Below are 25,506 nucleotides of genomic sequence, written 5' to 3'. Positions count from 1 at the left end.
CTTAGCCCTCCTCACGCGGCCCCGAGGCCAGCAGTGACAAGGGGTCGGCGCCCGGTTCGAAATCGGGAACCAGCTCCTCCAGCCGGCGCTCTTCTTCGGCATAGTTTTCGGGCGACCAGACCTTGAGGCTGTCGCCGGCCGAGATGAAAAAGGCGCTGTCGGTCAGACCGATCTTTTCGCGCAGCTTCTGCGGCAGGACCAGCCGGCCGTCGCCGTCGATATCCGCCTCTTCCGCGTGACCGTGATAGATGTTTTCCAGCAGGTTGCGTTCGGCACTGCCGCGCTTCATGGCCGAGATGCCGTTGTCGATCTCGTCCATGGCTTCCATGGTGAAAAGCTGCAGGTATTTCCAGTCGCGGGTTCCGAAGACGACAACCAGTTGCGGACGCTTGCCGGCCTGCCAATCAGGGTCGCAAGCTTCAAAGACGCGGCGGAACTTGGCCGGGATCGAAACGCGACCTTTCGCGTCGACCTTGACCTCTTCCGACCCTCTGAACCTGCGTGCCAATGGCCCGCGCTCCTTCCACTGTCCCGACCTTTCCGGTTTGCCCGAAAAGGAAAGGCGGACCGGGCTGCTGCCACTGCCCGATCCGCCACCCTCGTTCCCATCTCTGGGCCCCGTAGTTTCGGGGATCGCGCCCTGCGTTTCGCGCCACCTGGGGGAGGTGCTGCTCGCGCGCCGCAGGTCGTTTCGGATACGGGTTGCCTGTATGAAGCTGCTTGTCGCCTTTTGGGGTCTTGATGCCCCTTGAGCCCGTTCCGTGATCAAGGGATGCCATGGGAATTTACGGGACGCAATGGATTTGTTTGGAGCAAAGCTCGACTCAGGCGGGCTACCGCCAGCGAACGAGCCGTGAACAAATTCACGGCAGCGCGATTACAGGGGAAGGTTTCGGATACTATCGCCCAGCAACCACAAGATGTGGTAGGTGGGCGCAATGTGGTAAATAAATCCCACAGTTTCCCAGAATCGTCCGCCGCCGCACTGCTGGCGGGCCTCAGGACCGCAAAGGTGGGGAAAGAACCCGCGATTCGGAGGGGTATCACACGCAATCACAGCCCGGTGATTCGGAATCCCGGCGTCATTCCCATGATTTCCCAGAGACTGTTCCGGTGTTTTCCCATAACGCCGCAGCGCGGGGCCGGCGGAAGGGCTTTACGCCATGCCACCAGCAATCAGCCGCTCGGCGAGCCGGGCAAAGGATTGCGCCACCGGGCCGTCGCCGGCCGCGACCGGCGTGCCCGCGTCGCCCGCCATGCGCACGTCCAGATTCAGCGGGATCTCGCCAAGGAAAGGCAATTCCAGCTTCTGCGCCTCGGCGGCGACACCGCCATGGCCGAACAGATGCTCCTCGTGACCGCAGTTCGGGCAGATATAGGTGGACATGTTCTCGACCAGCCCCAGCACCGGGGTCTTGAGCTTGTCGAACATGTCGATGGCGCGGCGCGCGTCGATCAACGCCACATCCTGCGGGGTCGAGACGATGATCGCACCGCTGACCTGCGCCTTTTGGCACAGCGACAGTTGCACATCCCCCGTGCCCGGCGGCAGATCGACCAACAGCACGTCCAACTCGCCCCATTTCACCTGATTGAGCATCTGCTGCAGCGCGCCCATCAGCATGGGACCGCGCCAGACGACCGCCTCGCCCTCCTTCATCATCAGGCCCAGCGACATGACGGTGACCCCATGGGCGTGCAGCGGCTCGATCATCTGGCCGTCGCTGGTCGGACGTTGTCCGGTCAGGCCCAGCATCCGGGGCTGTGAAGGGCCATAGATATCGGCATCAAGCAGCCCGACCCTGCGTCCCTTGCGCGCCAGAGCCACCGCGAGATTCGAGGTCAGGGTGGATTTACCCACCCCGCCTTTGCCCGAACCGATGGCAAGGATACGCGCCACACCGCTGACCGGTGCCGGTCCGGCCTGCGGTGTCGGGTGGCGGCCAATCTTCAGGCTGGGTGGCACGTCGCCTTCACCCGAACGCGCAACCACCTGCGGCGCGGCACCGCGCGGAGCGGCAGGGGCGGTTGTGACGATCTGCACTTTCCCGACGCCCGGCAGTGCGGAAAGTCGGCGTTCGGCCTCGGCCTCCACAGGGGCAAAGGCCCGGGCGGTTGCCGCGTCAGCCGCCTCGATGACGAATCGCACCACCCCCGATTCCACGGTGAGCGCGCGCACGAGATCCTCCGATACCAGGCTTCCGCCCCCCGGAACCGCAATCTGAGCAAGTTCCTGAAGTACACGTTCGCGCGATATCGTCATGGCAACCCCCGGTTCAAAGCGCCCGCAGCATGGCAATTTGAGCCGGGATCGGCAAGTCGCGTCTCGGACTGATACCGCTAACCGCTTGTGACCCCGCGTAAAATACGACTCACCTGCTAGAGAAACTTGATTGAGCTTGTAAAATATCTGAAAAATTCGCGGATTATTAACGCTTTGTAACAGTGTCCCCGAAACAGCCATGTAGATTCTGCATAGCAGCATCTCGCCCGCGGCCGTTGTGCAGATGCAGAAAAAGGGCCATGTTCTTCTCAACAGCGCGACAGGAAAAACCGACCGCGCCATCCGCAAGACGAAAGAGTGTATGAAATGGCTGTTCTCGATCTGATCCATGGCGGTACGCACCGCAACGGCATCGCTGGCAACGGCGCGATCGCGAAATTCGTGGCCAACGCCCGCGACTATATGGCCCGCCGCGCGGTCTATCGCCAGACCCTGCGGGAACTGGCAGACCTGTCGACCCGCGAACTGGACGACCTGGGCCTGAACCGCAGCAATATCCGCAGCGTGGCTTATGAAGCCGCCTGGGGAACGAAATAAGAAACGGAACACCCGACCCACTCCTCCTCCCTTGGGTCCGGGTTCAGGCGGCATCCTCCCTCCTCCTCCCTGAGGGTGCCGCCACTTTATACGGCGAGATCCCTCCTTCTCCCTGGGTCTCGCGGTTACGGCGGCAGCCTCCTCCTCCTCCTCCCTGAGGATGCCGCCAAACCTATACGGAGAAGCCCCTCCTCCTCCCTGGGCTTCCCGTTATGCGCAGCGCCCTCCCCTCCTCCTCCCTGGAGGGCGCTGCCAAAATCCCCGCCTCGGTGCGGGACGGAATGCGACGGTCCTCCTCCTCCCTGGGATCGTCAGCACGCGGTAATGGCTTCCTCCTCCCTGCCATTGCCGCACCCCATACGCGGCCCCTCCTCCTCCCTGGGCCAGCGTTGCGCGGCGGTGCCCCCTCCTCCTCCCTGGGCGCCGCCGCTTTTCATTTCCGGGCTATCGGGTTAATCGCGGGACATGTTGTCCTATCAGCACGCCTATCATGCCGGGAATCTGGCCGATCTGCACAAGCATGCGCTGCTGGCGTCGATGCTGGCCTATCTGACGGCCAAGCCCAAACCGCTTAGCTATCTGGAAACCCATGCAGGACGCGGGCTTTACGACCTGACCTCGGCCGAGGCCGACAAGACCGGAGAGGCGGCAAACGGCATCACCCGTGCGCTGTCCGAAAACTGGCTTCCCGCCGATCACCCGCTATGTCAGGCGTTGGATGCCGTCCGCGCCGAATACGGTGCCACGGCCTATCCCGGTTCACCCCTGATCGCGCGGCATTTCCTGCGTCCGGGCGATGTGACGCATCTGGCCGAACTGCATCCAACCGAGCATCAGGCACTGTCAGAGATCACGGATTTTGCACATCTGCACCGTCAGGACGGCTTCCAGATGGCGCAGGCAGTCTGTCCACCCACGCCGCGCCGGGGGCTGCTGCTGATCGACCCCAGCTATGAGGTCAAGGCCGATTACACCGCCATTCCCCGCCATATCTCCAAACTCGCGCGCAAGTGGAATATCGGCGTGATCGTGCTGTGGTATCCGCTGCTGACCGACAACCGCCATGCGCCCATGATCCAGGCGCTGCGCAGCGACCATCCCGACGCATTGCTGTCCGAGGTGCGCTTTCCACCCGCCCGGGCCGGTCACGGCATGGTCGGCTCTGGCATGTTCGTGCTGAACCCGCCCTATGGATCGGAAGCCGAGACCCGCCGGATCGAGGCGCTTTTCGCCAGACTCTGAGCCAGCGCCGCCGCCGCTCGCCTATCCAAGGCATCCTCGGGGCCATCGGCCCAAGGGCGAAAGCGCAGGCGGAATGCCGCAAGCCTCGCCGGGACATCAGGATAGCCGATATCGGTCAGACTTTCGGCCAGCGGCATATCCACGCCCACGCCTTCTGGCCAGATCGCCAGCCCCTGCAAGGCCAACCGGCACCAATCAAATCTCGGGCCGGGGTCGATCTTGCGTCCCGGCGCCATATCGGAGTGGGCAATGACCGCCGCAGGGCCGATCGACCAGCGCGACATGATGCCGCGCAGCAAAGCCTCCAGCGCCGTCATCTGCGGTTCAGGAAAAGGGCGGTCGCCGGGGTTGACCAGTTCGATGCCGATGCTGCGCGAATTCACATCCTCGCGCCCTTGCCACGAGCCTGCGCCCGCATGCCAGGCACGGCGATCCTCGGGCACCAATGCATCTGTCAGCCCGTCTTCATGGATCAGCCAGTGCGCGCTCACCTCGGCAGATGGATCGCAAAGCCGTTCGCGGGCCGAAGGGCCGTCCGCCATCCCGGTATAATGAATCACGACCAATTCCGGCTGCTGTCCACGCCGGTCGCCGTGATTGGGCGACAGGCTCAAAGCCCGGATTGACGCAGTGGACGCGGATCCCAGCCACAGACGAAGCCGTCGCCATCCGGGTCCAGTCCTTGCGGATCGATCACCGGCCCGCCTGCTGCAAGAAAAGCGGCCTGTGCCCCATCCGCGCTGGCATAGCTGCGGCAAGCGCGCGCCGCTGTCGATTCGGAACCGCCGCTGCGCTGGTATTTCCGGGTTCCGGGGGCCTGCGTTTCCTGCTGCGCGTAATGGGCCAGCGTCGGGGGCACAGCCTGCGGCGTTGCCGGGGCGGCAACTGGCGCGCCTGCGGCCGGCTGCTTCACCGAAGTCCCGGCGATTTCGGCAGCGGTCGGGGCCTGCGCAGGCAGTTGAACGGGAATGACCTTAGGCACCGCACCCTTGCCCTGCAGCGCGCCTTCGCGCGCTTGCAGGTATTCGGCATAGGGGGAACCATTATGCATGGCGCTGTAATTCGGGTTCCAGCCGGTATTTTCGCCGCAGGCAGCAAGGCCAAGCACTGCCAGAATCGCCAGGTTCCGCATCGGACTCTCCCGTTTAAGGCCGGTTACCACCAGCGCGAGGGTTTCGCCCTGAACCCTGCCGCAGATTCGAGGCTTTGCGCAAGATTCAACAGCCCGCCCTCGTCCCAAGGCCGGCCGATCAACTGCATGCCCAGCGGCAGACCTTGCCGGTCCAGCCCCACCGGCACCGAAATACCCGGCAGGCCGGCCAGGTTCACCGTGACGGTGAAAACGTCGTTCAGATACATTTCGACCGGGTCCTTGCCCGACATCTCGCCCAGACCGAATGCGGCGCTGGGGGTGGCAGGTGTCAGGATCGCATCGATACCATCAGCATAGACCTGGTCGAAATCGCGCTTGATCAGTGCACGGACCTTGCGGGCGCGGTTGTAATAAGCGTCATAGAAACCCGCCGACAGCACATAGGTGCCGATCATGACGCGGCGCTGCACCTCGGGGCCAAAGCCTTCGGCGCGGGTCTTTTCATACATCTCGACCACGCCATCGCCCGCGCCCAGCCGGGCACGGCGACCATAGCGCACTCCGTCATAGCGGGCGAGGTTCGACGAGGCCTCGGCCGGGGCAATGACGTAATAGGCCGGCAGCGCATATTTCGTATGCGGCAGGCTGATATCCACCACTTCTGCGCCGGCGTCGCGCAGCATCTCGGCCGCCTTGTGCCAAAGCCCGTCGATCTCGTCCGACATGCCATCCATGCGATATTCGCGCGGAATGCCGATCCGTTTGCCGCGGATATCGCCGGTCAGGGCGGCTTCGTAATCCGGCACCTCCCGCTCGGCACTGGTCGAATCCTTGGCGTCGACCGAAGCCATGGCGCCCAGCATGATCGCCGCGTCGCGCACCGATTTGGTCATTGGCCCGGCCTGATCCAGCGAACTGGCGAATGCAATCACGCCCCAGCGGCTGACCCGGCCATAGGTGGGCTTCAGCCCCACCGTGCCGGTAAAGGCTGCCGGCTGGCGGATCGAGCCGCCGGTATCCGTGCCGGTTGCGGCCAGACACAGATCCGCCGCCACCGCCGTCGCGGAGCCACCCGAAGAGCCGCCCGGCGTCAACTGCCGGTCATCGACCTTCCAGGGGCTCACCACCGGGCCATAGCAGGCACTTTCATTCGACGAGCCCATGGCGAATTCGTCCATGCTGAGCTTGCCCAGCATGACCGCCCCGGCATCCCAAAGGTTCTGGGTCACGGTCGATTCATATTGCGGCAGGAAACCTTCCAGAATCCGGCTCGCCGCCTGCGAGGGGACGCCCTTGGTGCAGAACAAGTCCTTGATGCCCAAGGGGATGCCGCACATGCCGGGTGCACCGCCCGCAGCAATGCGCTTGTCAGCCGTCGCCGCCATCTCGCGCGCCTTTTCAGGCGTCCTGTGGCAATAGGCGTTCAGCGCACCCGCAGCCTCGATAGCGCCAAGGCAGGCATCGGTCAGTTGGACGCTGGTGAAATCGCCCTTGCGCAACCCGTCGCGGGCCTCGGCAATGGTCAGTTTGTTCAGATCGCTCATTCCACCACCTTCGGCACGGCAAAGAAGCCCTCGCGCGCATCGGGCGCGTTTTTCAGGATCAGGTCCTGCATCTCGCCATCGGTGACGATGTCCTGACGACGCTTAAGACGCATCGGCTCAACGCCAGTCATCGGCTCCACGCCATCGACATCGACCTCGTTCAGCTGTTCCATGAAATGCAGGATGCCGTTCAACTCCTGCGCCAGCGCGGGCAGGTCGGCGTCCTTGACCGCAATCCGCGCCAGATGCGCGACCTTGCGGGCTTCGTCCTCGGTGATCGCCATGAGAGGCTCCTTTCGCTTGGGCCGGGTTTTACCGGGGCGGCCGGGGCGGGGCAAGGACCCGTGCAGGCGGAACTTTACGACCGCCCGGCGGCTTGGCAGGATGCGGCAGCGCAAGAAAAGGAGCCTTCCCATGAAACTGACCTGGCTTGGCCACTCCGGCTTCCGGCTGGAAATCGAACAGGCGGTAATCCTGATCGACCCCTGGCTTTCCGGCAATCCGGTCTTTCCCGAGGACAAGCGCGACGAGGCGATCCGCGGCGCCACCCATATTCTGCTGACCCACGGTCACGGCGATCATACCGGCGACACCCTTTCCATCGCGCGTGAGCTCAAGATTCCGGTGGTCGGCATCTACGACCTGATCAACACCTGGCAGACGCATCAGAGCGTCGAGGGGTTGGGCTTCAACAAAGGCGGCACGGTCGATCTGGGCGGGGCGAAGGTAACGATGGTGAATGCAAGCCACTCCTCTTCCTTCGACGGGAATGAGGGGCCGGTCTATGCCGGCCATGAATCGGGCTATATGATCGCGGGGGAAGGCCATGTGATCTATGTATCAGGCGATACGGACATCATGGCCGACATGGCATGGATGGGCGAGTATCATCAGCCCGACATCGGCATCCTGTGCGCAGGCGGACATTTCACCATGGACATGGATCGCGCAGCATGGGCGGCGCGGAAATACTTCAACTTCAAGACCGTGATCCCCTGCCATTACAAGACCTTCCCGCTGCTGGAGCAGAGTGCCGAGGCGCTGAAGGCCGGCCTGCCCGGCGTCAAGGTGATCGAGCCCGAGGTGATGGAGCCAATCTCGCTCTAAGGCCAGCGATAGTCGTTTGGTCCGGACTGCGGGCGCACCATGGTCTGGGCCGGCGCATAAATCTCGACCAACAACGGATGGCAGGCGGCGGCGTCACTGGAATGTGCGCTGCCGCAATCGCCACCCGGACAAGCTGAAAGCCCGCCTATCAGATCGATTTCGGCAAAGAACTCGATGTAGTCGCCAGGACGCACCGGACTTGCCTTCATGAAATACTGGCCCGTGTCGCGGGTAAAGCCGGTGCACATGAAGACATTCAGGACATCGTGCACCAAGGGCTCGGCCTCGCCGCGTATCAGATTCAACTCGGCCATGAGCGCATTCACAAGATTGGAATGGCAACAATGATGATAATCATGCCCGTTGAGCAGGTGATGCGTATAGGGGTCGCACCGCGTCCCGATCACGTCATGCACCGAGCCGCCATATTCATCGATACCGTACCACTCCAATGTGTCTTGGGTGACGGTGGCCATGGGGCGCAAATGCGGAAAGCTTGACCACATGCGAGCCCCACGCGTCAGATGCGAGCCGTGCAGCGCCCGTGTCTTGCCGGAATAGAACCGCTCTTGCGGAGCCGCAGCGGACCACAGATTCAAATCCCCGACCTGCGGCCCTTCGACGCTGGTAATGCGAAAGAAATGTCCTGCCGGAACATGAAAACAGCGCGCCTCTCGGGGCGGGATCATACATTCTCCGGCTTTTCGTGCCGTCAGCCGTATCGCCTGCAAACCGGGCAGGTCCGGATCAGGAAGCGTTTCGTTTGGGTAACAAATAACCGGGCGAACGGCCCGGCGAGCGGCGGCGTCATCAGGAGTAATGTGGGTCATGTGACGAATGCTAAGCGCCGCTCCCCCTTATCGCAAGCCTTGGCGCTGAAGCCCCGCCTCGCCAGGCCCGGCTCGCCTGTTGCCGGGGTATTTAAACAACAGAGAAGCCCAGACACAGCCTGCAACTTCTTCGTTGTAAAAATACCCAAGAAAACGTGCAGCAAGAGCGGCGACAAAAACAAAAGCGCGGCCGGGAAGCCGCGCTGAAAGGCTCGCATGGGCGAGCGAAAGAGCCGCGTTCAGGCAGCTTGGCGGATATCGGCTTCCATCGGCATCGGATCGAAGCTGAAATATCCGTACATCTGCTCCAGCACGGCCAGCGCCGCACGATTTTCTGCCTTGGCCGGTTTCAGCACGGCCAGTTTGGCGCTTGGTTTTTGCGTTTCGGCAAGGGTTTTCATCCGAAAGTCTCCGGGTGGACGTTTGCTCTCCCCGACCGAAAAGATAACGCCGCGCAGCAGAGAAATCCAGTTCTGCGACGCGGCGTCAAACGGCATAACGCGACATACCGGCCATGACCGGCATGCAAATCAGACGATACGGTCCACCATCATATGCTTGATCGAGGCGATGGCCTTGGCGGGGTTCAGCCCTTTGGGACAGGTATTCGTGCAGTTCATGATCGTGTGGCACCGATAAAGCTTGAACGGGTCCTCCAGCGAATCCAGACGATCGCCCGTCGCCTCATCGCGGCTGTCGATGATCCAGCGATAGGCATGCAGAAGCGCCGCCGGCCCCAGGTAACGATCGCCATTCCACCAATAGCTGGGGCAGGAAGTCGAGCAACAGGCACACATCACGCATTCATAAAGACCGTCCAGCTTCTTGCGATCCTCGATCGACTGGCGCCACTCTTTGTCCGGGGTCGGCGTTTCCGTAATCAGATAGGGCTGGACCGAGGCATGCTGGGCGTAGAAATGCGTCAGGTCGGGTATCAGATCCTTGACCACCGGCATGTGGGGCAGCGGATAGATGTTCACGTCGCCCTTCACCTCGTCCATGCCATAAATGCAGGCCAGGTGGTTGCCACCGTCGATATTCATCGCGCAGGAACCGCAGATCCCCTCGCGGCAGGAGCGGCGGAAAGTCAGCGTTGGGTCGATCTCATTCTTGATCTTGATCAGCGCGTCCAGAATCATGGGACCGCATTTGTCCATATCAAGGAAATAGGTGTCGATGCGCGGGTTCTCTCCGGTATCGGGATCCCAGCGATAGATGTTGAAACGGCGGATATTCGTGGCGCCCTGGGGTTTGGGCCAGGTCTTGCCGACCCGCATGCGGCTGTTCTTGGGAAGGGTAAGTTGGACCATTGGGACTCTCCTGGTGGTCAGACCGCCGTCATGCGGTGGCTTGGGCGGAAGGGGTCAATTCACCCTCCACCCCGGTTGTTCGTAAAGCGACCGCGTGGGCATCTGCCCCGAGCGACGCTGGACGCATTGATTGAATATCTGGGCCGGGTCGCGCCCCAGAATCTGATCCGAGGACAGATCAACCCTGACGAAGCCGCCGCTACGGCCGTGCGAACCGACGCCGAGGCCGACCTGAGTGCGCGGCGCCCGCGCATCCAGCGCCTGGACCATACAGACCTGCTCGGCCTGCTCGACCGGAATCTGCACAGGAGCGGGCGCGCAGGCCGCCAACCCCAGCAGCGCCGGGGCAAAGCTCAGGCCAAGCGCGCCACACCTGTTCATCACGCGGCCTGCTTGGCCGCGGCTGCGGCGCTGGCGATGCATTGCGTCGTCGCGGGACGGCCGACGATGGCCGCCACGGCATTCCCCGCCGCGGCCGCATCGGAATTGGCGATGCCGGTCAGTTCTACCGTAGTGGCGTTCTGCATCACGCAATCGGTATAGGGCGCGACATTGGCGCCGGGCAGGCGCTTGGCCATCTCGCGGTTGACAACGACCCGGGCGGATGACTGGATCGCCGCATCAGGCGCCGTTACCTGCGGCAGCGGCAGCGGCGCCACCGGCGCCATGCCGGGATTTTGCACCACGCAGCCCGAAAGGGCCAACGTGGCAGCGGTCAGGATCAGAGGAAGACGCATCAATAAACCCTCGCTTTGGGTGCGATTTTTTTCAAATCGATCCCGCCCTCCTCTTGCGTGGTCAGAGGCTCGAGGTGCACAGGCCGATAAGCCAGTTTAACATCGTTGCCTTCGATCCACGCAAGCGAGTGCTTGCGCCAGTTGGCATCATCCCGCTCGGGGTAGTCCTCATGCGCATGTGCGCCGCGGCTTTCCTTGCGTGCCTCGGCCCCGACAATGGTCGACAGCGCGTTGGGCATCAGGTTGGTCAGTTCCAGCGTTTCCATGAGGTCGCTGTTCCAGATCAGGCTGCGATCCGTGACCTTCAAGTCGTTCAGTTTGCCCGCGATTACCTTCATCTTCTCGACGCCCTCGGCGAGGGTCTTGTCGGTGCGGAACACGGCGGCATCGGCCTGCATGGTGCGCTGCATCTCAAGCCGCAGTTCGGCGGTCGGGATCGTTCCGTTGGCATTGCGAATACGGTCGAAGCGGTCCAGCGCCTTGTCCACCTGCTCGATGTTGGTCGCGGGAATAGGTGCCTTGCGGTCGATCACCTTGCCGGCGCGAATCGCGGCGGCACGACCAAACACCACAAGGTCGATCAGCGAGTTCGAGCCCAGCCGGTTCGCGCCGTGGACCGAGGCACAGCCAGCTTCGCCCACCGCCATCAGGCCGGGAAAGACCTGATCGGGGCTGTCCTGCGTCGGGTTCAGCACCTCGCCCCAATAGTTGGTCGGGATACCGCCCATATTGTAATGCACGGTCGGCAGAATCGGGATCGGCTCGCGCGTGACATCCACGCCCGCAAAGATCTTGGCCGATTCCGAGATACCCGGCAGCCGTTCGGCCAGGCTTTCCGGCGGCAGGTGCATCAGGTTCAGGTGCATGTGGTCCTTGTTGGGACCGACACCGCGGCCTTCGCGGATCTCGATGGTGATGCAGCGCGACACCACGTCGCGGCTGGCCAAGTCCTTGTAGGTCGGTGCGTAACGCTCCATGAAGCGTTCGCCCTCGGAGTTGGTCAGATAACCGCCTTCGCCCCGCGCGCCTTCGGTGATCAGACAGCCCGAGCCATAGATCCCGGTCGGGTGGAACTGCACGAATTCCATGTCTTGCAGCGGCAGACCCGCGCGGGCAACCATGCCCCCGCCGTCGCCGGTGCAGGTATGGGCCGAGGTGGCGCTGAAATAGGCGCGGCCATAGCCGCCCGTCGCCAGCACCACCATCTTGGCGTTGAAGACGTGAATGGTGCCGTCATCCAGCTTCCAGCAAACCACGCCGGTGCAGGCACCGTCGGTGATGATCAGGTCCAGCGCGAAATATTCGACGAAGAATTCCGCCTTTTCCTTCAGCGACTGGCCGTAAAGCGTGTGCAGGATGGCGTGGCCGGTGCGGTCGGCGGCAGCGCAGGTGCGCTGCACCGGCGGGCCTTCGCCGAATTCGGTGGTATGGCCGCCAAAGGGGCGTTGATAGATCTTGCCCTCTTCGGTGCGGGAAAAAGGCACGCCGTAGTGTTCCAGCTCATAGACCGCCTTGGGGGCCTCGCGCGCCAGATACTCCATGGCGTCGGTGTCACCCAGCCAGTCAGAGCCCTTGACGGTGTCATACAGGTGCCACTGCCAGTTGTCCGGGCCCATGTTCGACAGCGATGCCGCGATCCCGCCCTGCGCCGCGACCGTATGCGAGCGGGTCGGAAAGACCTTGGTCACACAGGCGGTGCGCAGGCCCTGTTCGGCCATGCCCAGTGTTGCGCGCAGGCCCGCGCCACCGGCACCGACGACCACGACATCATATTCGTGTGTTTCGTATTTGTAAGCAGCCATGGCGGAACCTCAGAGGACGACGATTGCGCCAAGACCCATCCGGGCCAGCGCATAAACGGCAGAGGCGATCACCGCCCAGCCGAAGATGACGGAAAAGATGATGGCGCCCTTGCGCACCCCACCCTGGAAATAGTCGTCGATCATGATCCGCGTGCCTTTGATGAAGTGGATCATGCCCACGACTACGAAAAGCCCGGTGATGACGGCCGGAAAGGGGTGCCCGAAATAGGCCAGCAGTTGCTCCTGCGACAGGCCGATGGCGCGGGCGACGACGATCATGAACAAGGGCGTCAGCACGAGCAGCGCCACGGCCGAGACGGTCATGGCCCAGTGGTGTTGGGTGCCTTCGTGGGCAGAGCCCAGTCCCTCGGCGGTTTTACGGGGGGTGATGTAACGCATGATCCCTGCCCTTTCCTCAGAACGCAAAGAAGATGATCAGCGTCAGCACGGCCAGAATGACCGAACCGGCGATCAGCGCCTGACTGGATTTCTGTGCCTGTTCGATCTCCATCCCATAGCCGGCGTCGTAGAACAGGTGGCGCAGGCCGGCGAGCAGGTGATACCACAGCGCCCACATCGAACCGGTCAGGATGATGAAGCCCAGCCAGGACCGGACCACCCAGTCGGCGCAGGCGAAGGCGCCCGGCGAGGTCACGGCGGCGACCAGCCACCAGGTAATCAGCACGATCCCGGCAACCAGCGCATGGCCGGTGATACGAGTCATGATCGAGGTGATTGCGGCAAGTGGCAGGCGATAGACCTGCAAATGCGGTGACAATGGCCGGTTACCCCGGTTGACGTCAGCCATGATGCGCTCTCCTGCGTTCAGGCCCCACGCGCGACGGCTGGCGGCGAGGGCTGGCCGAAATTTGGATTTTCTTTTAGCGGCCTTGTCGCATCTGTCACGGGCGGATACCAGACATAAGGCGGATATGCGACAGTTTTCCCCTTTTGTGATCACGCAACTGCCAGCTGTGATCACGGATACACCCTGCCCCCGAGGAATGATTGCGGTATCAGGGTCGAACCAGACTATTTCCCCCAATAACCTAGGGATTCTGTCGCGTTCAACTGGGGCGCGGGGGCATTCGCATGCCCTCCGCACCGGAAAGAAGGGCTGGTTATTTCGGCATCAAGGCCCAGTAATCCAGATCCAGCAGCACTTGCGGGGCGTATTTCCCGCCCTCTCCCTTCAAAGCGTGATCACCGGCCGAACCCTTATGCGCGACCAGCCGCAACCGGATCGCGCCGACACCGGGCGCATGCGTATCCGCCTTGTCCAGAACCTCGGACCAGGCCCGGATCGTGTCGCCGGCAAAGCAGGGATTGGCATGCGCCCCACCATTCAGCGCCGCGATCATCTGCGCATTGGCAAGGCCGTTGAAGCTGAGCGCGCGGGCCATGCTGATGACGTGCCCGCCATAGATCAGCCGCTTGCCATCCTCGCGGAAGGTGGCGTCGAAATGCACCTTGGCGGTGTTCTGCCACAAACGGGTGGCCAGCATATGCTCGGCTTCCTCGATGGTGACGCCATCGACGTGGTCGATGATCTCGCCAATCCGGTAATCGCCCCAGCGATGCGGCTCACCGGCCAGAGTGAAATCGTATTGCGCGAAATCCAGCCCCTCGGGGACCACCAGATCCTCCGGCGCAACGGATTTGGCGAGATCCGGCACAACCGGCTGAGGTGCGGGGGCCGAGGCGTCGCCTTTGCGCACCATCACCCAGCGCACATATTCCAGCACCACCTCGTCCATCTGGTTCAGGCCGCGCGTGCGTACATAGACAACGCCGGACTTGCCGTTCGAGTTTTCCTTGACGCCGATCACCTCGGATTCCGCGCGCAAGGTGTCGCCCGGCCAGACAGGTTTCAGCCAGCGCCCCTCGGCATAGCCCAGATTGGCCACCGCGTTCAGGCTGATGTCGGGCACCGTCTTGCCGAAGATGATGTGAAAAGCGACCAGATCATCCATCGGGCTGCCGTCCAGCCCCGAAGCGGCCGCGAATTCGTCCGAGGAATACAGCGCGTGCCTTGCCGGATAAAGCGCGTGGTAAAGTGCGCGCTCACCCTCGGCCACGGTTCGCGGCACGGCATGGCGGATCACCTGGCCGACCTGGTAATCTTCGAAGAAACGGCCCGGATTGGTCTTGCTCATCATGGCTCCTTATTGCTGGCCCAGCTTCATCTCGGGGTGATAGTCGTCCGCGATTTCCTTGGTGACGGCCTGAGCGCAGCGCATCACACCGCGCGCCGCGTCAAAGGCATAGGCGGGATCGCCGTGCAGCTCCCACCCCTTGGACAGCGCAGCGCTGACCTTGTGGCAAAAGGCCGAGGTGTCGTCCTCGGTCAACAGGCGATAGATTCTTGGCATCTTGGCCCCCAGATCAGCTTCCGAACGGATTATAGCCAAGCCAGGCGTGGATCAGCCCCACGACCAGCAGCACGACGATGGCCCCGACTGCCGCCATGATCTCTTTGCGCGCGGGGAACGGGCCGGCAGGCGGGGTCCAGCCCGGCTGCGCACGGTTCAGGACGGCCATCTCGACCAGCGCCCACAGCAACAGCCCGCCGAACAGCACGAAACTGGGCAGGTCGCCGTTCGGCAGCAGATGCGCAAAGGCCCACAGCGCAAAGCCGGTCAGTTGCGGGTGGCGGATATGCCGGGTGATGCGCGTCTTCATCCCGTCGGCGGCAAAGAGATAGAAGGACGCGAGCACCAGGATGTTGTTGACGCCCTTCAGCGGCGCCGTCGCGCCCCACCAGGACGGCCCGTCCGCCATGCGATAGCCGATCACCATCAGCACGACCGAGACCAGCAGCGCGCCCGCCACTCCGCCCCGGCCAAGCCTGTCGCGAAGCCCCAACGCCAGCCGTTTGAGAAGATGCGCCGCCCACCATAGCGCCACTCCGAGGATAAGGATGAACATCTGGCTTGTCCTTTCGCTGGATGTTAATGGCGCTTACTTTGCCATCACCCCGCGAGTTCGGCAATCGCCGCCGCCTTGGCAAGCGTAGCGCGGGCGGTTTCGACATGCAGGTTCTCGACGATCTTGCCATCGACCACCGCGACCCCCTTGCCCTGCGCCTTGGCCTCGTCGAACGCCGCGATCTGCCGGCGGGCCAGTTCGATCTCTGGCTCGGACGGGGCAAAGACCTCATTGGTAATGGCCAGCTGCGCCGGATGGATCAGGGTCTTGCCGTCGAAACCCATATCGCGGCCCTGTTCGCATTCGAAGCGCAGGCCATCTTCGTCCTTGAAGGCGTTGAAGACGCCATCGACGATCACGCGGCCATGCGCCCGGGCCGCCAGCAGGCAAAGCCCCAGCCCCGCCATCATCGGCAGCCGGTCGGCGCGAAAGCGCGAGTTCAGTTCCTTGGCCAGATCGTTGGTGCCCATGACCATGCCCTGCAAACGCGGATGGGCGGCGATCTCGGCGGCATTCAGCATGCCTTCGGCGGTTTCCATCATCGCCCACAGCGGCGCATCGGGCACCAGTGCCGCCACGCGGTCCAGATCAGAGCCCCGGCTGACCTTGGGCACCAGCACCGCGTCGGCACCCGTGGCAAAGGCTCGGGCGTCGCCTTCGCCCCATTCGGTTTCAAGCCCGTTGATGCGTACGATTCTGGCCCGCCCGCTGTAATCCGCCAGCAATGCCCGGGCCAGCAATTCGCGCGCACCGGCCTTTTCCGCAGGCGCAACCGCGTCCTCAAGGTCGAAAATAATCGCATCGGCGGCCAGCGTCTGGGCCTTTTCCATGGCCCGGGCATTGGCGGCCGGAATATACAGGACGGAACGATAGGGACGGGTCATCGGGGCCTCGCGTAATAATCTTGCGCGAAGCTGCCCGGAAACGACCCGAATCGCAAGCACTCATTTGCCGCGCTGCGGCATCAGAACCCGTCCCAGATCAGCTTGATCGAAACCAGCATCAGCGCCCAGGTGATGAAACTGTAGAATATGCGCGGCGACATGCGGCGGACCAGCCATAGCCCGGCAAACACCCCCAGCACGCCGGGCACCATCAGCACGGCGGCCATCGACAGGTTATGCGCCGAAAGCTGGCCAAGCATGGCATAGGGAATCAGCTTCACGGCGTTGCAGATGGCAAAGAAGATCGTGGTGGTCCCGGCATAGGTCAGCGGCGACATGCGCAACGGCTGGGCATAGACCTGATAGGGCGCAGCGCCAGAGTGGGACACAAAGCTGGTATAGCCCGACACCAGCCCCCACAGAGTGCCCGCCCCCCAGCGCGGCGGGCGGGCGGTGCTGTTCACATGGCTGCGCAACAGGGCGTTCAGCGCGAAGGTCACCCCGATGACCCCGACGATCAGCCCGACCTGCGCGTCGTTCACGTGATGCGCCGTGGCCCAGCCCAGCCCGATCCCGGTCACCGCCCCCGGCACGATCGTCCGCAGCACCCGGCGGTCGAAATCCCGCCGAAAGGCGATCAGCCCGCCGATATCCGAGACGATATATACCGGCAGCAGGATCCCTGCCGCCTGCACCGGCGACATGACCAGCGCCATCAGCGGCACCGAGATGGTGCCGACCATCGACAGCCCTCCCTTGGCCAGCCCGATCGAAAAGGCGGCGATGACCGCCAACACCCAGCCCAACATATCCATCGGCGCGCTCCGTTGTCCTGAAAACCGGACTAGTCCAGCGCGATGCCATGGGCAATGCGGGCCGGGTGGTCATGTTAGCGATTGACAAAGGCCGAATTCGGCTCTTGCCCCACAGCGAAGGCTTGCGATTCCCATCCCAAGGGACTAGGCCACCGCGCGAACCATCATGAAATCGGAGGTTAACATGGCCCGACCCAAGATCGCACTTATCGGTGCGGGACAGATCGGCGGCACGCTGGCGCATCTGGCCGCGATGAAGGAACTGGGCGACGTCGTCCTGTTCGACATCGCCGAGGGCACCCCTCAGGGCAAGGCGCTGGACATCGCGCAATCGGGCCCGTCCGAGGGCTTCGACGCCACCATGAAAGGCGCCAACGATTATGCCGACATCGCCGGCGCGGATGTCTGCATCGTCACCGCCGGTGTGCCCCGCAAGCCGGGCATGAGCCGCGACGACCTGCTGGGCATCAACCTCAAGGTCATGAAATCCGTCGGCGAGGGCATCAAGCAGCACGCCCCCAACGCCTTCGTGATCTGCATCACCAACCCGCTGGACGCCATGGTCTGGGCGCTGCGCGAATTCAGCGGCCTGCCGCATGAAAAAGTCGTCGGCATGGCCGGCGTGCTTGATTCGGCCCGCTTCCGCCACTTCCTGTCGCTGGAATTCGGCGTCTCGATGCGCGACGTGACCGCGTTCGTGCTGGGCGGCCATGGCGACACCATGGTGCCGCTGACCCGTTATTCGACCGTGGGCGGCATTCCGCTGCCCGATCTGGTCAAGATGGGCTGGACCACACAGGAAAAACTGGACGCCATCGTGCAGCGCACCCGCGACGGTGGGGCCGAGATCGTCGGCCTGCTGAAAACCGGCTCGGCCTTCTATGCGCCGGCCACCTCGGCCATCGAGATGGCGGAAGCCTATCTCAAGGACCAAAAGCGCGTCCTGCCCTGCGCGGCCTATGTGAAAGGCCCCTTTGGGCTGGACGGGCTTTATGTCGGCGTGCCGACCGTGATCGGCGCCGGCGGGATCGAGAAGGTCATCGACATCAAGCTGGACAAGGAAGAACAGGCGATGTTCGACAAGTCCGTGGAGGCGGTGAACGGCCTCGTCACCGCCTGCAAAGGCATCGACAGCACGCTGGCCTGATCCCTTCTCACGCCTGACTGCTAAAGGCCCCGCCGGCGACGGCGGGGTTTTTTCATTGCGCAGCCCGCCTTGCGACCCAAAGCCGGAATGGACCGCGATACCTGCCGCGCCACGGCCAGCCAGCGCTGCACCTTGGGTTGTAGCAAGCGCGGATTCCTGGGGTGTCGATGCTGTCAAGCAGATTTTGTGATCACAGCCTTGAATACTGTGATCGCAAAAGCCTGATTCCCGCATGTTTTGGGGATTCCGCCATCATATTGCTTTGGGGCGCGCATCAAATGTGGCACAAGCCCGGCCAACCGATAACTGCGGGGAAGTACCATGAACATCCATGAATACCAGGCCAAGGCGCTGCTGCGCCAATACGGCGCGCCAGTCTCTGACGGGCGGGTGGTGATGAAGGCCGACGAAGCCAAAGCGGCGGCGGGGGAACTCGACGGTCCGCTTTGGGTCATCAAGGCGCAGATCCATGCCGGCGGCCGCGGCAAAGGTCACTTCAAGGAAAAGGAAGCCGGTGAAAAAGGCGGCGTCCGGCTGGCGAAATCGGTCGAAGAGGCCGAGGAACTGACCCGCCAGATGCTGGGCCGCACGCTTGTCACCCACCAGACGGGTGAAACCGGTAAGCAGGTCAACCGTATCTATATCGAAGACGGCAGCGACATCGAGCGCGAGTTGTATCTGGCGCTGCTGGTCGATCGCGGCACCTCGCGTGTCAGCTTCGTCGCCTCGACCGAAGGCGGCATGGACATCGAGGAAGTCGCAGCCTCGACCCCGGAAAAGATCGTCAGCTTCAGCGTCGATCCGGCCTCGGGGCTTTCGGATTTCCACGGCCGCCGCGTGGCCTTTGCCCTGGGTCTGAAAGGCCCGCAGGTCAAGCAATGCGTGGCGCTGGTTAAGAACCTGTATCGCATGTTCATCGAAAAAGACATGGAGATGCTGGAGATCAACCCGCTGATCGTGATGACCGACGGCAACCTCAAGGCGCTGGACGCCAAGATGGGCTTCGACAACAACGCCCTCTATCGTCAGCCCGACATCCTGGCGCTGCGCGACGAGACCGAGGAAGACCCCAAGGAACTGGCAGCCTCGAAGTTCGACCTGAACTACATCGCGCTGGACGGTGAGATCGGCTGCATGGTGAATGGTGCCGGGCTGGCCATGGCCACCATGGACATCATCAAGCTGTTCGGTGCCGAGCCCGCGAACTTCCTGGACGTCGGTGGCGGCGCGACCAAGGAAAAGGTGACCGAGGCGTTCAAGATCATCACCTCGGATCCGAACGTCAAAGGCATTCTGGTCAACATCTTTGGCGGCATCATGCGCTGCGACATCATCGCCGAAGGCATCATCGCCGCGGTGAAAGAGGTCGGGCTGCAAGTCCCGCTGGTCGTGCGTCTGGAAGGCACGAACGTCGAGCTCGGCAAGCAGATCATCGGCGAATCGGGCCTGAACGTGATTGCCGCCGACGACCTGTCGGATGCCGCGCAAAAGATCGTCAAGGCGGTGAAGGGGTAACAAGGCGATGATGCGTCATTCGCTCCGCGCAGTCCTTGCTCTCGGCCTTCTGGTCGCGTCGCCGGTCCTTGCACAGTCCTCGCCACGTGCCGAAGCAATCGGCAAGGCGGCGGAAGCAGTGCAGATCTGCGCTGAGCAGATGCCAGACCGACGCGGGGTGATCGACGCATTGCGGGCCGTAGGCTTCCAGCCACGCGAAGCCACGGGCGCGCTGCGCGCCTATAGCGCAGCCAATTTCCGCACCGTCGTTATCTTGCCGGGTGCTGCGGACAGCGTGGAAGGGTGTTCGATCACCGTTCGCGCAATGACGTTGGCCGAAGGCGAAGTATTGATCCAGCCTTGGCTGAAAATTGCACATGCAGTCGAAAAGCACGGAGATACAGGCCGTTACGATCGGGTTTGGACGGGGGTTTTCAAGAATATCCCCGTCCTGCTGTTGATCGAGGAGGACGCCAATCTCAACGTGCTGCGCGGCACAACCATCATGGCGCTTGCGCGCCGCTAATTCAGGAGACGCATCATGGCCGTTCTCGTCAACAAAGACACCAAAGTCATCTGCCAGGGCCTTACCGGCTCACAAGGCACTTTTCACACCGAACAGGCGATCGCCTACGGCACCAAGATGGTCGGCGGCGTGACCCCCGGCAAAGGCGGCACCGAGCATCTGGGCCTGCCGGTCTTCAACTCGGTCCACGAGGCCGCGGTGCAAACCGGCGCCAATGCGACCGCCATCTACGTTCCGCCGCCTTTCGCGGCCGATTCGATCCTGGAAGCCATCGACGCCGAGATCCCGCTGATCGTCTGCATCACCGAAGGCATCCCGGTGCTGGACATGATGAAGGTCAAGCGCGCGCTGGAAGGCAGCAAATCGCTGCTGATCGGGCCGAACTGCCCCGGCATCATGACTCCAGACGAATGCAAGATCGGCATCATGCCGGGTTCCATCTTCAAGCGCGGTTCGGTCGGCGTGGTCTCGCGCTCGGGGACACTGACCTATGAAGCGGTGAAACAGACCTCTGACGTGGGCTTGGGCCAGTCCTCGGCCGTGGGCATCGGCGGCGACCCCATCAAGGGCATGGAGCATATCGACGTGCTGCGCATGTTCCTGGACGACCCCGAGACCGAGTCGATCATCATGATCGGCGAGATCGGTGGCTCGGCCGAGGAAGAGGCCGCCGAGTTCCTGGCCGAGCAGAAGCGCAAGGGCAAATGGAAGCCGACCGCCGGTTTCATCGCCGGGCGCACCGCACCGAAGGGCCGTCGCATGGGCCATGCCGGCGCCATCGTCTCGGGCGGCAAGGGCGACGCGGAATCGAAGATCGAGGCCATGAAATCGGCCGGGATCATCGTTGCCGACAGCCCCGCCGGCTTGGGTGAGGCTGTGCTGAAAGCTCTGGGCCGATAACCTTTTCGTAAGGCTTTTGACTTAGGTGCGGCCCCTGCCTAGCTTACATGGGGCCGCGCCAGACTTTACCAGCAGGTGCCAGATTGGACCGCCGTCGTCGCCAGATCGTCGTCAGAACCGCCGGGGCAATGCCTTGTCCGGCTCACGGCCCTGCCCTGCCAAGGCGAGGTGCGGCATGAGCACGCATCCCCTGCCGCCTGTGGAACGCGCAGCCTCGCCCGTGGCGGCGCAGGACTGGGCACTGTGCGTTTCGACCTACAACCGGGGCAAGCTGCTTTGCGATTGCGTGCGTGCGGCGCTGGCCTCGACCGAGCGGCCGTCCGAAATCGTCATCGTGGATGCCAGCGCCAACTGGCCACAGCACCGCGAGGGGGTCGAGGCGGTGATTGCCGAAGCCGGTGGCTGTCCGCTGACCTATGTGCCCGCCCTGCGCAAATCCCTGACCGTGCAGCGCAATCAGGCCATCGCCCTGGCGCGCGCTGACATCCTGTTCATGATCGACGATGACGCCTTGCTGCATCCCGAATGCGCCGGGCAAATCATGGCGCATTACCGCGCCGATACGACCGGCCGTATCGTGGCCCTGTCGGCCCGCAATACGCAGGAGACCGGCCGGGCTGCGGCGGATGAACTGAAACAGACCAACCGCGCCGGCGCGCTGATCGAGGGACGTGCTGGTCCTGTGCAACGCAGCATCGACTTTGTCCTGCGTCACCTGTTGATGATCCCGGCCGAGCAGCGTTTCCTGGGCTATGATCGGCCCGAGCGCCGCTGGCAGGGGGACGGCACCCTTCCCGATGGGCTGTTCCGGGTCAATTTCATCGTCGGCTTCGCCCTGACCCTGCGCCGCCATCTGGCGCTGCGCGAACCCTTTGACGAGGGGCTGAACGGCAGTTCGATCGCCGAGGATCTGGATGCCAGCTATCGCTTTGGCCGGCATGGTATCCTGGCCATCGCGCCAGATGCGCATATCCGTCATCTGGAGGCAGCGGCAGGCCGCGACAGGCGCCGGATCAATACCGCGCTGGCGCTGTTGAACATCGCCTATTTCGTGCGCCGCAATTCCGAACGGCAGGTCCGCGATATGGTCCGCTATGCGCTGTGGTATCCGCGCATGGTGCTGGCCGAACTGCCAAAAGACATCGCCGGAGGCCGCTGGGATCTGCCGCAACTGCGCGGCGCCCTGCTGGCCGGCCGCAAGCTGCCTGCCCTGCTGCGCCAACCGCGCGCCGGGCTGCCGGCATGGTATCAGGACTTTCAAACCAGGCTCATGTCCGGGGCGCCCCCCGGACCTGGCCAGAACAATGCGACCGCGCCCGATCAAGGCGCGAACCGATAAGATTCCCCGGAGGCAAGCCAATGAACGATCAATCCCCCAACTCGGCCTTCCACGACTCAAGCTTTCTGCAGGGCCATAATGCGGCCTATGTCGAGCAGCTTTACGGTCAGTGGGCCCAAAACCCTGCGGCGGTCGATCAGGCGTGGGACGCCTTCTTCCGCAGCCTGGGCGACGATGAGACCACCGTTACCCGCGAGGCCAAGGGCGCAAGCTGGCACCGTGCCGACTGGCCGCCGATGCCTGCCGACGACAACACGGCGGCGCTGACCGGCGAATGGCCGATCCTGCCCAAGACCGAGGCCAAGGCGGCACTGGACAAGATCGCCGCCAAGGCCGGCGAAAAAGGCGTCAGCCTGACGGACGATCAGCTCAAGCGGGCCGTGCTGGACAGCGTTCGCGCGATCATGCTGATCCGCGCCTTCCGCATCCGGGGCCATCTGCACGCCGATCTGGACCCGCTGGATATGCGCGAGATCCCCGACCACGGCGAGCTGGACCCCAAGACCTACGGCTTCACCGATGCCGATCTGGATCGCCCGATCTTCATCGACAATGTGCTTGGCCTGCAAATCGCCACGATCCGGCAGATCGTGGACCTGATGAAGCGCACCTATTGCGGCACCTTCGCGCTGCAATTCATGCATATTTCGAACCCCGAGGAAGCCGCCTGGCTGAAGGAACGGATCGAGGGCTATGGCAAGGAAATCGCCTTTACCCGTGAAGGGCGGCGCGCCATCCTCAACAAGCTGGTCGAGGCCGAGGGTTTCGAAAAGTTCCTGCATGTCAAATACATGGGCACCAAGCGCTTCGGCCTTGACGGCGGCGAGGCGCTGATCCCGGCCATGGAACAGATCATCAAGCGCGGCGGCGCGCTTGGCGTGAAGGACGTGGTAATCGGCATGCCGCACCGCGGCCGCCTGTCGGTGCTGGCCAATGTGATGGGCAAACCCTATCGCGCCATCTTCCACGAATTTCAGGGTGGCAGCTACAAGCCCGACGACGTGGACGGCTCGGGCGACGTGAAATATCACCTCGGCGCCTCGTCCGACCGCACCTTTGACGATAATACCGTACACCTGTCGCTGACCGCCAACCCCTCGCATTTGGAAGCGGTGAACCCGGTGGTGCTGGGCAAGGTTCGCGCCAAGCAGGACCAGATGTCCGATCAGACCCATCGCACCGCGGTGCTGCCGATCCTGCTGCACGGCGATGCGGCCTTTGCCGGTCAGGGTATCGTCGCGGAATGCTTCCAGCTTTCCGGCATCAAGGGCCATCGTACCGGCGGTTGCATCCATATCGTCGTGAACAACCAGATCGGCTTTACCACCGCGCCGCATTTCAGCCGCACCTCGCCTTATCCGACCGATATCGCGTTGATGGTCGAAGCGCCGATCTTCCACGTCAACGGCGACGACCCCGAGGCCGTGGTCCATGCCGCGCGGGTCGCGATCGAGTTCCGGCAGAAATTCCACAAGGACGTGGTGCTCGACATCTTCTGCTATCGCCGCTTTGGTCACAACGAAGGCGATGAGCCGATGTTCACCAACCCGGTGATGTACAAGTCGATCAAGGGCCACAAGACCACCCTGCAGCTTTATACCGAGCGTCTGGTCGCCGAAGGTCTGGTCCCCGAGGGCGTGATCGACGAGATGAAGACCGCCTTCCAGGCCCACCTCAACGAAGAGTTCGAGGTCGGCAAGAACTTCAAGCCGAACAAGGCCGACTGGCTGGACGGAAAATGGTCTGGCATCGAGGCCGAGCATGCCGAAGAAAACCTGGGCCAGACCGGCATTTCCGCCGAGACCATGGCCGAGATCGGCGGCGCGCTGACCCGCGTGCCGGACGGGTTCGACCTGCACAAGACCGTGGGCCGCCTGCTGGAAGCCAAGAAGCAAATGTTCGAGACCGGCAAGGGCTTCGATTGGGCCACCGGTGAGGCGCTGGCCTTTGGTTCGTTGCTGCTGGATGGCAATCCGGTGCGGCTTGCCGGTCAGGATTCGACGCGCGGCACCTTCTCGCAGCGGCACTCGTCCTTTATCGACCAGAAGACCGAGGAACGCCATTACCCGCTGAACCACATTCGCGGCGGTCAGGCACGCTACGAAGTCATCGACTCCATGCTGTCCGAATATGCGGTGTTGGGATTTGAATACGGCTATTCGCTGGCCGAGCCGAACACCCTGACCCTGTGGGAGGCGCAGTTCGGCGACTTCGCCAACGGCGCCCAGATCATGTTCGACCAATTCATCACCTCGGGTGAAAAGAAATGGCTGCGCATGTCGGGTCTCGTCATGCTGATGCCGCATGGCTACGAGGGTCAGGGCCCCGAGCACAGCTCGGCCCGGCTGGAACGCTGGCTGCAAATGTGCGCCGAGGACAACTGGATCGTGGCGAACTGCACCACCCCGGCAAACTACTTCCACATCCTGCGTCGCCAGTTGAAGCGCCCTTTCCGCAAACCGCTGGTGCTGATGACGCCGAAATCGCTGCTGCGTCACCCGCTTGCAATGTCCACGGCGGATGAGTTCCTGGCCGGTTCGACCTTCAATCGCGTGCTTCAGGACGACGCCGATCGCGGCAAGTCCGAATTCAAGCTGGTCGCCGACGACAAGATCCGTCGCGTGGTGATCTGCTCGGGCAAGGTCTATTACGATCTCGCGCAGGCCCGCGACGCGGCGGGGGCGGACGATGTCTATATCCTGCGGCTGGAGCAGTTCTATCCCTTCCCGGCCCAGACCATGTCCAAAGAGCTGGAACGCTTCAAGGACGCCGAAATCGTCTGGTGTCAGGAAGAGCCCAAGAACCAGGGCGGCTGGACCTTTGTCGAGCCCAATATCGAATGGGTCCTGTCGCGCATCGGCGCCAAGCATGATCGGGCGCGCTATGTCGGCCGCCATGCTGCGGCTTCGCCGGCCACCGGCCTTGCCTCGCGCCACAAGGCCGAGCAAGAGGCGCTGGTCCACGAAGCCATCACTGTCGGGGCCTGA

At 63.1% G+C, this 25,506-nt stretch carries 28 protein-coding genes; 9 read left to right on the top strand and 19 right to left on the bottom strand.

The annotated features are described in order from the left end of the window. Nucleotide 1: 1 nt before the first annotated feature. Both mraZ and JWJ88_RS02090 read right to left on the bottom strand, forming a co-directional pair. The gene (gene mraZ / locus JWJ88_RS02095) at nt 2-508 is read right to left on the bottom strand and encodes a division/cell wall cluster transcriptional repressor MraZ (RefSeq protein WP_205294470.1); all 507 of its coding nucleotides are present in this window, start codon (nt 506-508) and stop codon (nt 2-4) included. A gap of 648 nt (nt 509-1,156) precedes the next feature. Further along, nucleotides 1,157-2,263 carry an Mrp/NBP35 family ATP-binding protein gene (locus JWJ88_RS02090; protein ID WP_205294469.1) on the bottom strand — a complete coding sequence of 369 codons (1,107 nt, stop codon included), beginning with the start codon at nt 2,261-2,263 and terminating at the stop codon, nt 1,157-1,159. 327 nt (nt 2,264-2,590) lie between these two features. On the opposite strand from JWJ88_RS02090, the gene JWJ88_RS02085 reads away from it, so the two are divergent. Further along, nucleotides 2,591-2,821: a DUF1127 domain-containing protein gene (locus JWJ88_RS02085; protein WP_205294468.1), complete on the top strand. Its 231-nt coding sequence runs from the start codon at nt 2,591-2,593 to the stop codon at nt 2,819-2,821. A 465-nt stretch (nt 2,822-3,286) separates the two neighbouring features. Beyond that, complete coding sequence (gene rlmJ, locus JWJ88_RS02080) at nt 3,287-4,063, top strand: 23S rRNA (adenine(2030)-N(6))-methyltransferase RlmJ (protein ID WP_205294467.1); 777 nt, start codon at nt 3,287-3,289, stop codon at nt 4,061-4,063. Here the strand turns inward: rlmJ and JWJ88_RS02075 are convergent. The 4 genes from JWJ88_RS02075 to gatC are packed head-to-tail and all read right to left on the bottom strand — an operon-like array spanning nt 4,009 to nt 6,984. Continuing rightward, nucleotides 4,009-4,677, bottom strand: coding sequence for an N-acetylmuramoyl-L-alanine amidase (locus JWJ88_RS02075; RefSeq protein WP_205294466.1), 669 nt, complete (start codon nt 4,675-4,677; stop codon nt 4,009-4,011). The two genes, rlmJ and JWJ88_RS02075, sit on opposite strands and share 55 nt — an antisense overlap. Then, nucleotides 4,674-5,195 (bottom strand): hypothetical protein, encoded by a 522-nt coding sequence (locus JWJ88_RS02070; RefSeq protein WP_205294465.1) that lies wholly within the window; start codon nt 5,193-5,195, stop codon nt 4,674-4,676. Before JWJ88_RS02070 ends, JWJ88_RS02075 begins: the two co-directional genes overlap by 4 nt. A 23-nt stretch (nt 5,196-5,218) precedes the next feature. Beyond that, on the bottom strand, nt 5,219-6,700 hold the full coding sequence (gatA, locus tag JWJ88_RS02065) for an Asp-tRNA(Asn)/Glu-tRNA(Gln) amidotransferase subunit GatA (RefSeq protein ID WP_205294464.1): 1,482 nt from the start codon (nt 6,698-6,700) through the stop codon (nt 5,219-5,221). Next, complete coding sequence (gene gatC, locus JWJ88_RS02060) at nt 6,697-6,984, bottom strand: Asp-tRNA(Asn)/Glu-tRNA(Gln) amidotransferase subunit GatC (RefSeq protein ID WP_074968656.1); 288 nt, start codon at nt 6,982-6,984, stop codon at nt 6,697-6,699. Before gatC ends, gatA begins: the two co-directional genes overlap by 4 nt. Nucleotides 6,985-7,114: 130 nt before the next feature. Between gatC and JWJ88_RS02055 the strand changes: the two genes are divergently transcribed. Beyond that, nucleotides 7,115-7,807, top strand: a complete 693-nt coding sequence (locus JWJ88_RS02055) for a metal-dependent hydrolase (protein WP_205294463.1) — start codon at nt 7,115-7,117, stop codon at nt 7,805-7,807. Here JWJ88_RS02055 and JWJ88_RS02050 read toward each other — a convergent pair. The 13 genes from JWJ88_RS02050 to JWJ88_RS01990 form a co-directional block, all read right to left on the bottom strand. Beyond that, nucleotides 7,804-8,637, bottom strand: coding sequence for an urea carboxylase-associated family protein (locus JWJ88_RS02050; RefSeq protein WP_205294462.1), 834 nt, complete (start codon nt 8,635-8,637; stop codon nt 7,804-7,806). The two genes, JWJ88_RS02055 and JWJ88_RS02050, sit on opposite strands and share 4 nt — an antisense overlap. Before the next feature lie 239 nt (nt 8,638-8,876). Then, nucleotides 8,877-9,134 carry a hypothetical protein gene (locus tag JWJ88_RS02045; protein ID WP_205294461.1) on the bottom strand — a complete coding sequence of 86 codons (258 nt, stop codon included), beginning with the start codon at nt 9,132-9,134 and terminating at the stop codon, nt 8,877-8,879. A gap of 33 nt (nt 9,135-9,167) precedes the next feature. After that, a complete protein-coding gene (locus JWJ88_RS02040; RefSeq protein ID WP_205294460.1) occupies nt 9,168-9,947 on the bottom strand; it encodes a succinate dehydrogenase iron-sulfur subunit in 780 nt (259 codons plus the stop codon). A gap of 54 nt (nt 9,948-10,001) precedes the next feature. Further along, nucleotides 10,002-10,328 carry a hypothetical protein gene (locus JWJ88_RS02035; protein WP_205294459.1) on the bottom strand — a complete coding sequence of 109 codons (327 nt, stop codon included), beginning with the start codon at nt 10,326-10,328 and terminating at the stop codon, nt 10,002-10,004. Further along, nucleotides 10,328-10,684, bottom strand: coding sequence for a hypothetical protein (locus JWJ88_RS02030; RefSeq protein WP_205294458.1), 357 nt, complete (start codon nt 10,682-10,684; stop codon nt 10,328-10,330). Before JWJ88_RS02030 ends, JWJ88_RS02035 begins: the two co-directional genes overlap by 1 nt. Next, nucleotides 10,684-12,486 carry a succinate dehydrogenase flavoprotein subunit gene (gene sdhA / locus JWJ88_RS02025; RefSeq protein WP_205294457.1) on the bottom strand — a complete coding sequence of 601 codons (1,803 nt, stop codon included), beginning with the start codon at nt 12,484-12,486 and terminating at the stop codon, nt 10,684-10,686. Before sdhA ends, JWJ88_RS02030 begins: the two co-directional genes overlap by 1 nt. Before the next feature lie 9 nt (nt 12,487-12,495). Further along, complete coding sequence (gene sdhD, locus JWJ88_RS02020; RefSeq protein ID WP_205294456.1) at nt 12,496-12,885, bottom strand: succinate dehydrogenase, hydrophobic membrane anchor protein; 390 nt, start codon at nt 12,883-12,885, stop codon at nt 12,496-12,498. 16 nt (nt 12,886-12,901) lie between these two features. Beyond that, nucleotides 12,902-13,294 (bottom strand): succinate dehydrogenase, cytochrome b556 subunit, encoded by a 393-nt coding sequence (sdhC, locus tag JWJ88_RS02015; RefSeq protein ID WP_205294455.1) that lies wholly within the window; start codon nt 13,292-13,294, stop codon nt 12,902-12,904. 313 nt (nt 13,295-13,607) lie between these two features. Continuing rightward, a complete protein-coding gene (locus JWJ88_RS02010) occupies nt 13,608-14,642 on the bottom strand; it encodes a MaoC family dehydratase (RefSeq protein WP_205294454.1) in 1,035 nt (344 codons plus the stop codon). A 9-nt stretch (nt 14,643-14,651) separates the two neighbouring features. Next, nucleotides 14,652-14,858 (bottom strand): DUF1737 domain-containing protein, encoded by a 207-nt coding sequence (locus tag JWJ88_RS02005; RefSeq protein ID WP_205294453.1) that lies wholly within the window; start codon nt 14,856-14,858, stop codon nt 14,652-14,654. Between the two features lie 13 nt (nt 14,859-14,871). Continuing rightward, nucleotides 14,872-15,414: an NnrU family protein gene (locus JWJ88_RS02000; protein WP_205294452.1), complete on the bottom strand. Its 543-nt coding sequence runs from the start codon at nt 15,412-15,414 to the stop codon at nt 14,872-14,874. 44 nt (nt 15,415-15,458) lie between these two features. Next, a complete protein-coding gene (locus JWJ88_RS01995) occupies nt 15,459-16,298 on the bottom strand; it encodes an HpcH/HpaI aldolase/citrate lyase family protein (RefSeq protein ID WP_205294451.1) in 840 nt (279 codons plus the stop codon). Nucleotides 16,299-16,378: 80 nt separating this feature from the next. After that, nucleotides 16,379-17,113 (bottom strand): sulfite exporter TauE/SafE family protein, encoded by a 735-nt coding sequence (locus JWJ88_RS01990; protein ID WP_205294450.1) that lies wholly within the window; start codon nt 17,111-17,113, stop codon nt 16,379-16,381. A gap of 184 nt (nt 17,114-17,297) precedes the next feature. On the opposite strand from JWJ88_RS01990, the gene mdh reads away from it, so the two are divergent. The 6 genes from mdh (at nt 17,298) to JWJ88_RS01960 (ending at nt 25,506) form a co-directional block, all read left to right on the top strand. Continuing rightward, complete coding sequence (mdh, locus tag JWJ88_RS01985) at nt 17,298-18,260, top strand: malate dehydrogenase (RefSeq protein ID WP_205294449.1); 963 nt, start codon at nt 17,298-17,300, stop codon at nt 18,258-18,260. 321 nt (nt 18,261-18,581) lie between these two features. Further along, a complete protein-coding gene (gene sucC / locus JWJ88_RS01980) occupies nt 18,582-19,775 on the top strand; it encodes an ADP-forming succinate--CoA ligase subunit beta (protein WP_205294448.1) in 1,194 nt (397 codons plus the stop codon). 7 nt (nt 19,776-19,782) lie between these two features. Then, nucleotides 19,783-20,280, top strand: coding sequence for a hypothetical protein (locus JWJ88_RS01975; protein WP_205294447.1), 498 nt, complete (start codon nt 19,783-19,785; stop codon nt 20,278-20,280). A 15-nt stretch (nt 20,281-20,295) separates the two neighbouring features. Further along, nucleotides 20,296-21,180 carry a succinate--CoA ligase subunit alpha gene (sucD, locus tag JWJ88_RS01970; RefSeq protein WP_205294446.1) on the top strand — a complete coding sequence of 295 codons (885 nt, stop codon included), beginning with the start codon at nt 20,296-20,298 and terminating at the stop codon, nt 21,178-21,180. Between the two features lie 175 nt (nt 21,181-21,355). Then, on the top strand, nt 21,356-22,519 hold the full coding sequence (locus JWJ88_RS01965; protein WP_205294445.1) for a glycosyltransferase family 2 protein: 1,164 nt from the start codon (nt 21,356-21,358) through the stop codon (nt 22,517-22,519). Nucleotides 22,520-22,539: 20 nt separating this feature from the next. Then, nucleotides 22,540-25,506: a 2-oxoglutarate dehydrogenase E1 component gene (locus JWJ88_RS01960; RefSeq protein ID WP_205294444.1), complete on the top strand. Its 2,967-nt coding sequence runs from the start codon at nt 22,540-22,542 to the stop codon at nt 25,504-25,506.

It is taken from the genome of Paracoccus methylovorus (assembly GCF_016919705.1).
Classification (GTDB): Bacteria; Pseudomonadota; Alphaproteobacteria; order Rhodobacterales; family Rhodobacteraceae; genus Paracoccus; species Paracoccus methylovorus.
Note: the sequence above shows the minus strand (reverse complement) of the source record. Positions and strands in the feature narration are given on the sequence as shown.

Coding starts and splice junctions, on each gene's coding strand:
- JWJ88_RS02090 (WP_205294469.1), bottom strand. CDS start 2,263: ATGACGATATCGCGCGAACGTGTACTTCAGGAACTTGCTCAGATTGCG.
- JWJ88_RS02085 (WP_205294468.1), top strand. CDS start 2,591: ATGGCTGTTCTCGATCTGATCCATGGCGGTACGCACCGCAACGGCATC.
- rlmJ (WP_205294467.1), top strand. CDS start 3,287: ATGTTGTCCTATCAGCACGCCTATCATGCCGGGAATCTGGCCGATCTG.
- JWJ88_RS02070 (WP_205294465.1), bottom strand. CDS start 5,195: ATGCGGAACCTGGCGATTCTGGCAGTGCTTGGCCTTGCTGCCTGCGGC.
- gatA (WP_205294464.1), bottom strand. CDS start 6,700: ATGAGCGATCTGAACAAACTGACCATTGCCGAGGCCCGCGACGGGTTG.
- gatC (WP_074968656.1), bottom strand. CDS start 6,984: ATGGCGATCACCGAGGACGAAGCCCGCAAGGTCGCGCATCTGGCGCGG.
- JWJ88_RS02055 (WP_205294463.1), top strand. CDS start 7,115: ATGAAACTGACCTGGCTTGGCCACTCCGGCTTCCGGCTGGAAATCGAA.
- JWJ88_RS02050 (WP_205294462.1), bottom strand. CDS start 8,637: ATGACCCACATTACTCCTGATGACGCCGCCGCTCGCCGGGCCGTTCGC.
- JWJ88_RS02045 (WP_205294461.1), bottom strand. CDS start 9,134: ATGCCGTTTGACGCCGCGTCGCAGAACTGGATTTCTCTGCTGCGCGGC.
- JWJ88_RS02040 (WP_205294460.1), bottom strand. CDS start 9,947: ATGGTCCAACTTACCCTTCCCAAGAACAGCCGCATGCGGGTCGGCAAG.
- JWJ88_RS02035 (WP_205294459.1), bottom strand. CDS start 10,328: ATGAACAGGTGTGGCGCGCTTGGCCTGAGCTTTGCCCCGGCGCTGCTG.
- JWJ88_RS02030 (WP_205294458.1), bottom strand. CDS start 10,684: ATGCGTCTTCCTCTGATCCTGACCGCTGCCACGTTGGCCCTTTCGGGC.
- sdhA (WP_205294457.1), bottom strand. CDS start 12,486: ATGGCTGCTTACAAATACGAAACACACGAATATGATGTCGTGGTCGTC.
- sdhD (WP_205294456.1), bottom strand. CDS start 12,885: ATGCGTTACATCACCCCCCGTAAAACCGCCGAGGGACTGGGCTCTGCC.
- sdhC (WP_205294455.1), bottom strand. CDS start 13,294: ATGGCTGACGTCAACCGGGGTAACCGGCCATTGTCACCGCATTTGCAG.
- JWJ88_RS02010 (WP_205294454.1), bottom strand. CDS start 14,642: ATGAGCAAGACCAATCCGGGCCGTTTCTTCGAAGATTACCAGGTCGGC.
- JWJ88_RS02005 (WP_205294453.1), bottom strand. CDS start 14,858: ATGCCAAGAATCTATCGCCTGTTGACCGAGGACGACACCTCGGCCTTT.
- JWJ88_RS02000 (WP_205294452.1), bottom strand. CDS start 15,414: ATGTTCATCCTTATCCTCGGAGTGGCGCTATGGTGGGCGGCGCATCTT.
- JWJ88_RS01995 (WP_205294451.1), bottom strand. CDS start 16,298: ATGACCCGTCCCTATCGTTCCGTCCTGTATATTCCGGCCGCCAATGCC.
- JWJ88_RS01990 (WP_205294450.1), bottom strand. CDS start 17,113: ATGGATATGTTGGGCTGGGTGTTGGCGGTCATCGCCGCCTTTTCGATC.
- mdh (WP_205294449.1), top strand. CDS start 17,298: ATGGCCCGACCCAAGATCGCACTTATCGGTGCGGGACAGATCGGCGGC.
- sucC (WP_205294448.1), top strand. CDS start 18,582: ATGAACATCCATGAATACCAGGCCAAGGCGCTGCTGCGCCAATACGGC.
- JWJ88_RS01975 (WP_205294447.1), top strand. CDS start 19,783: ATGATGCGTCATTCGCTCCGCGCAGTCCTTGCTCTCGGCCTTCTGGTC.
- sucD (WP_205294446.1), top strand. CDS start 20,296: ATGGCCGTTCTCGTCAACAAAGACACCAAAGTCATCTGCCAGGGCCTT.
- JWJ88_RS01965 (WP_205294445.1), top strand. CDS start 21,356: ATGAGCACGCATCCCCTGCCGCCTGTGGAACGCGCAGCCTCGCCCGTG.
- JWJ88_RS01960 (WP_205294444.1), top strand. CDS start 22,540: ATGAACGATCAATCCCCCAACTCGGCCTTCCACGACTCAAGCTTTCTG.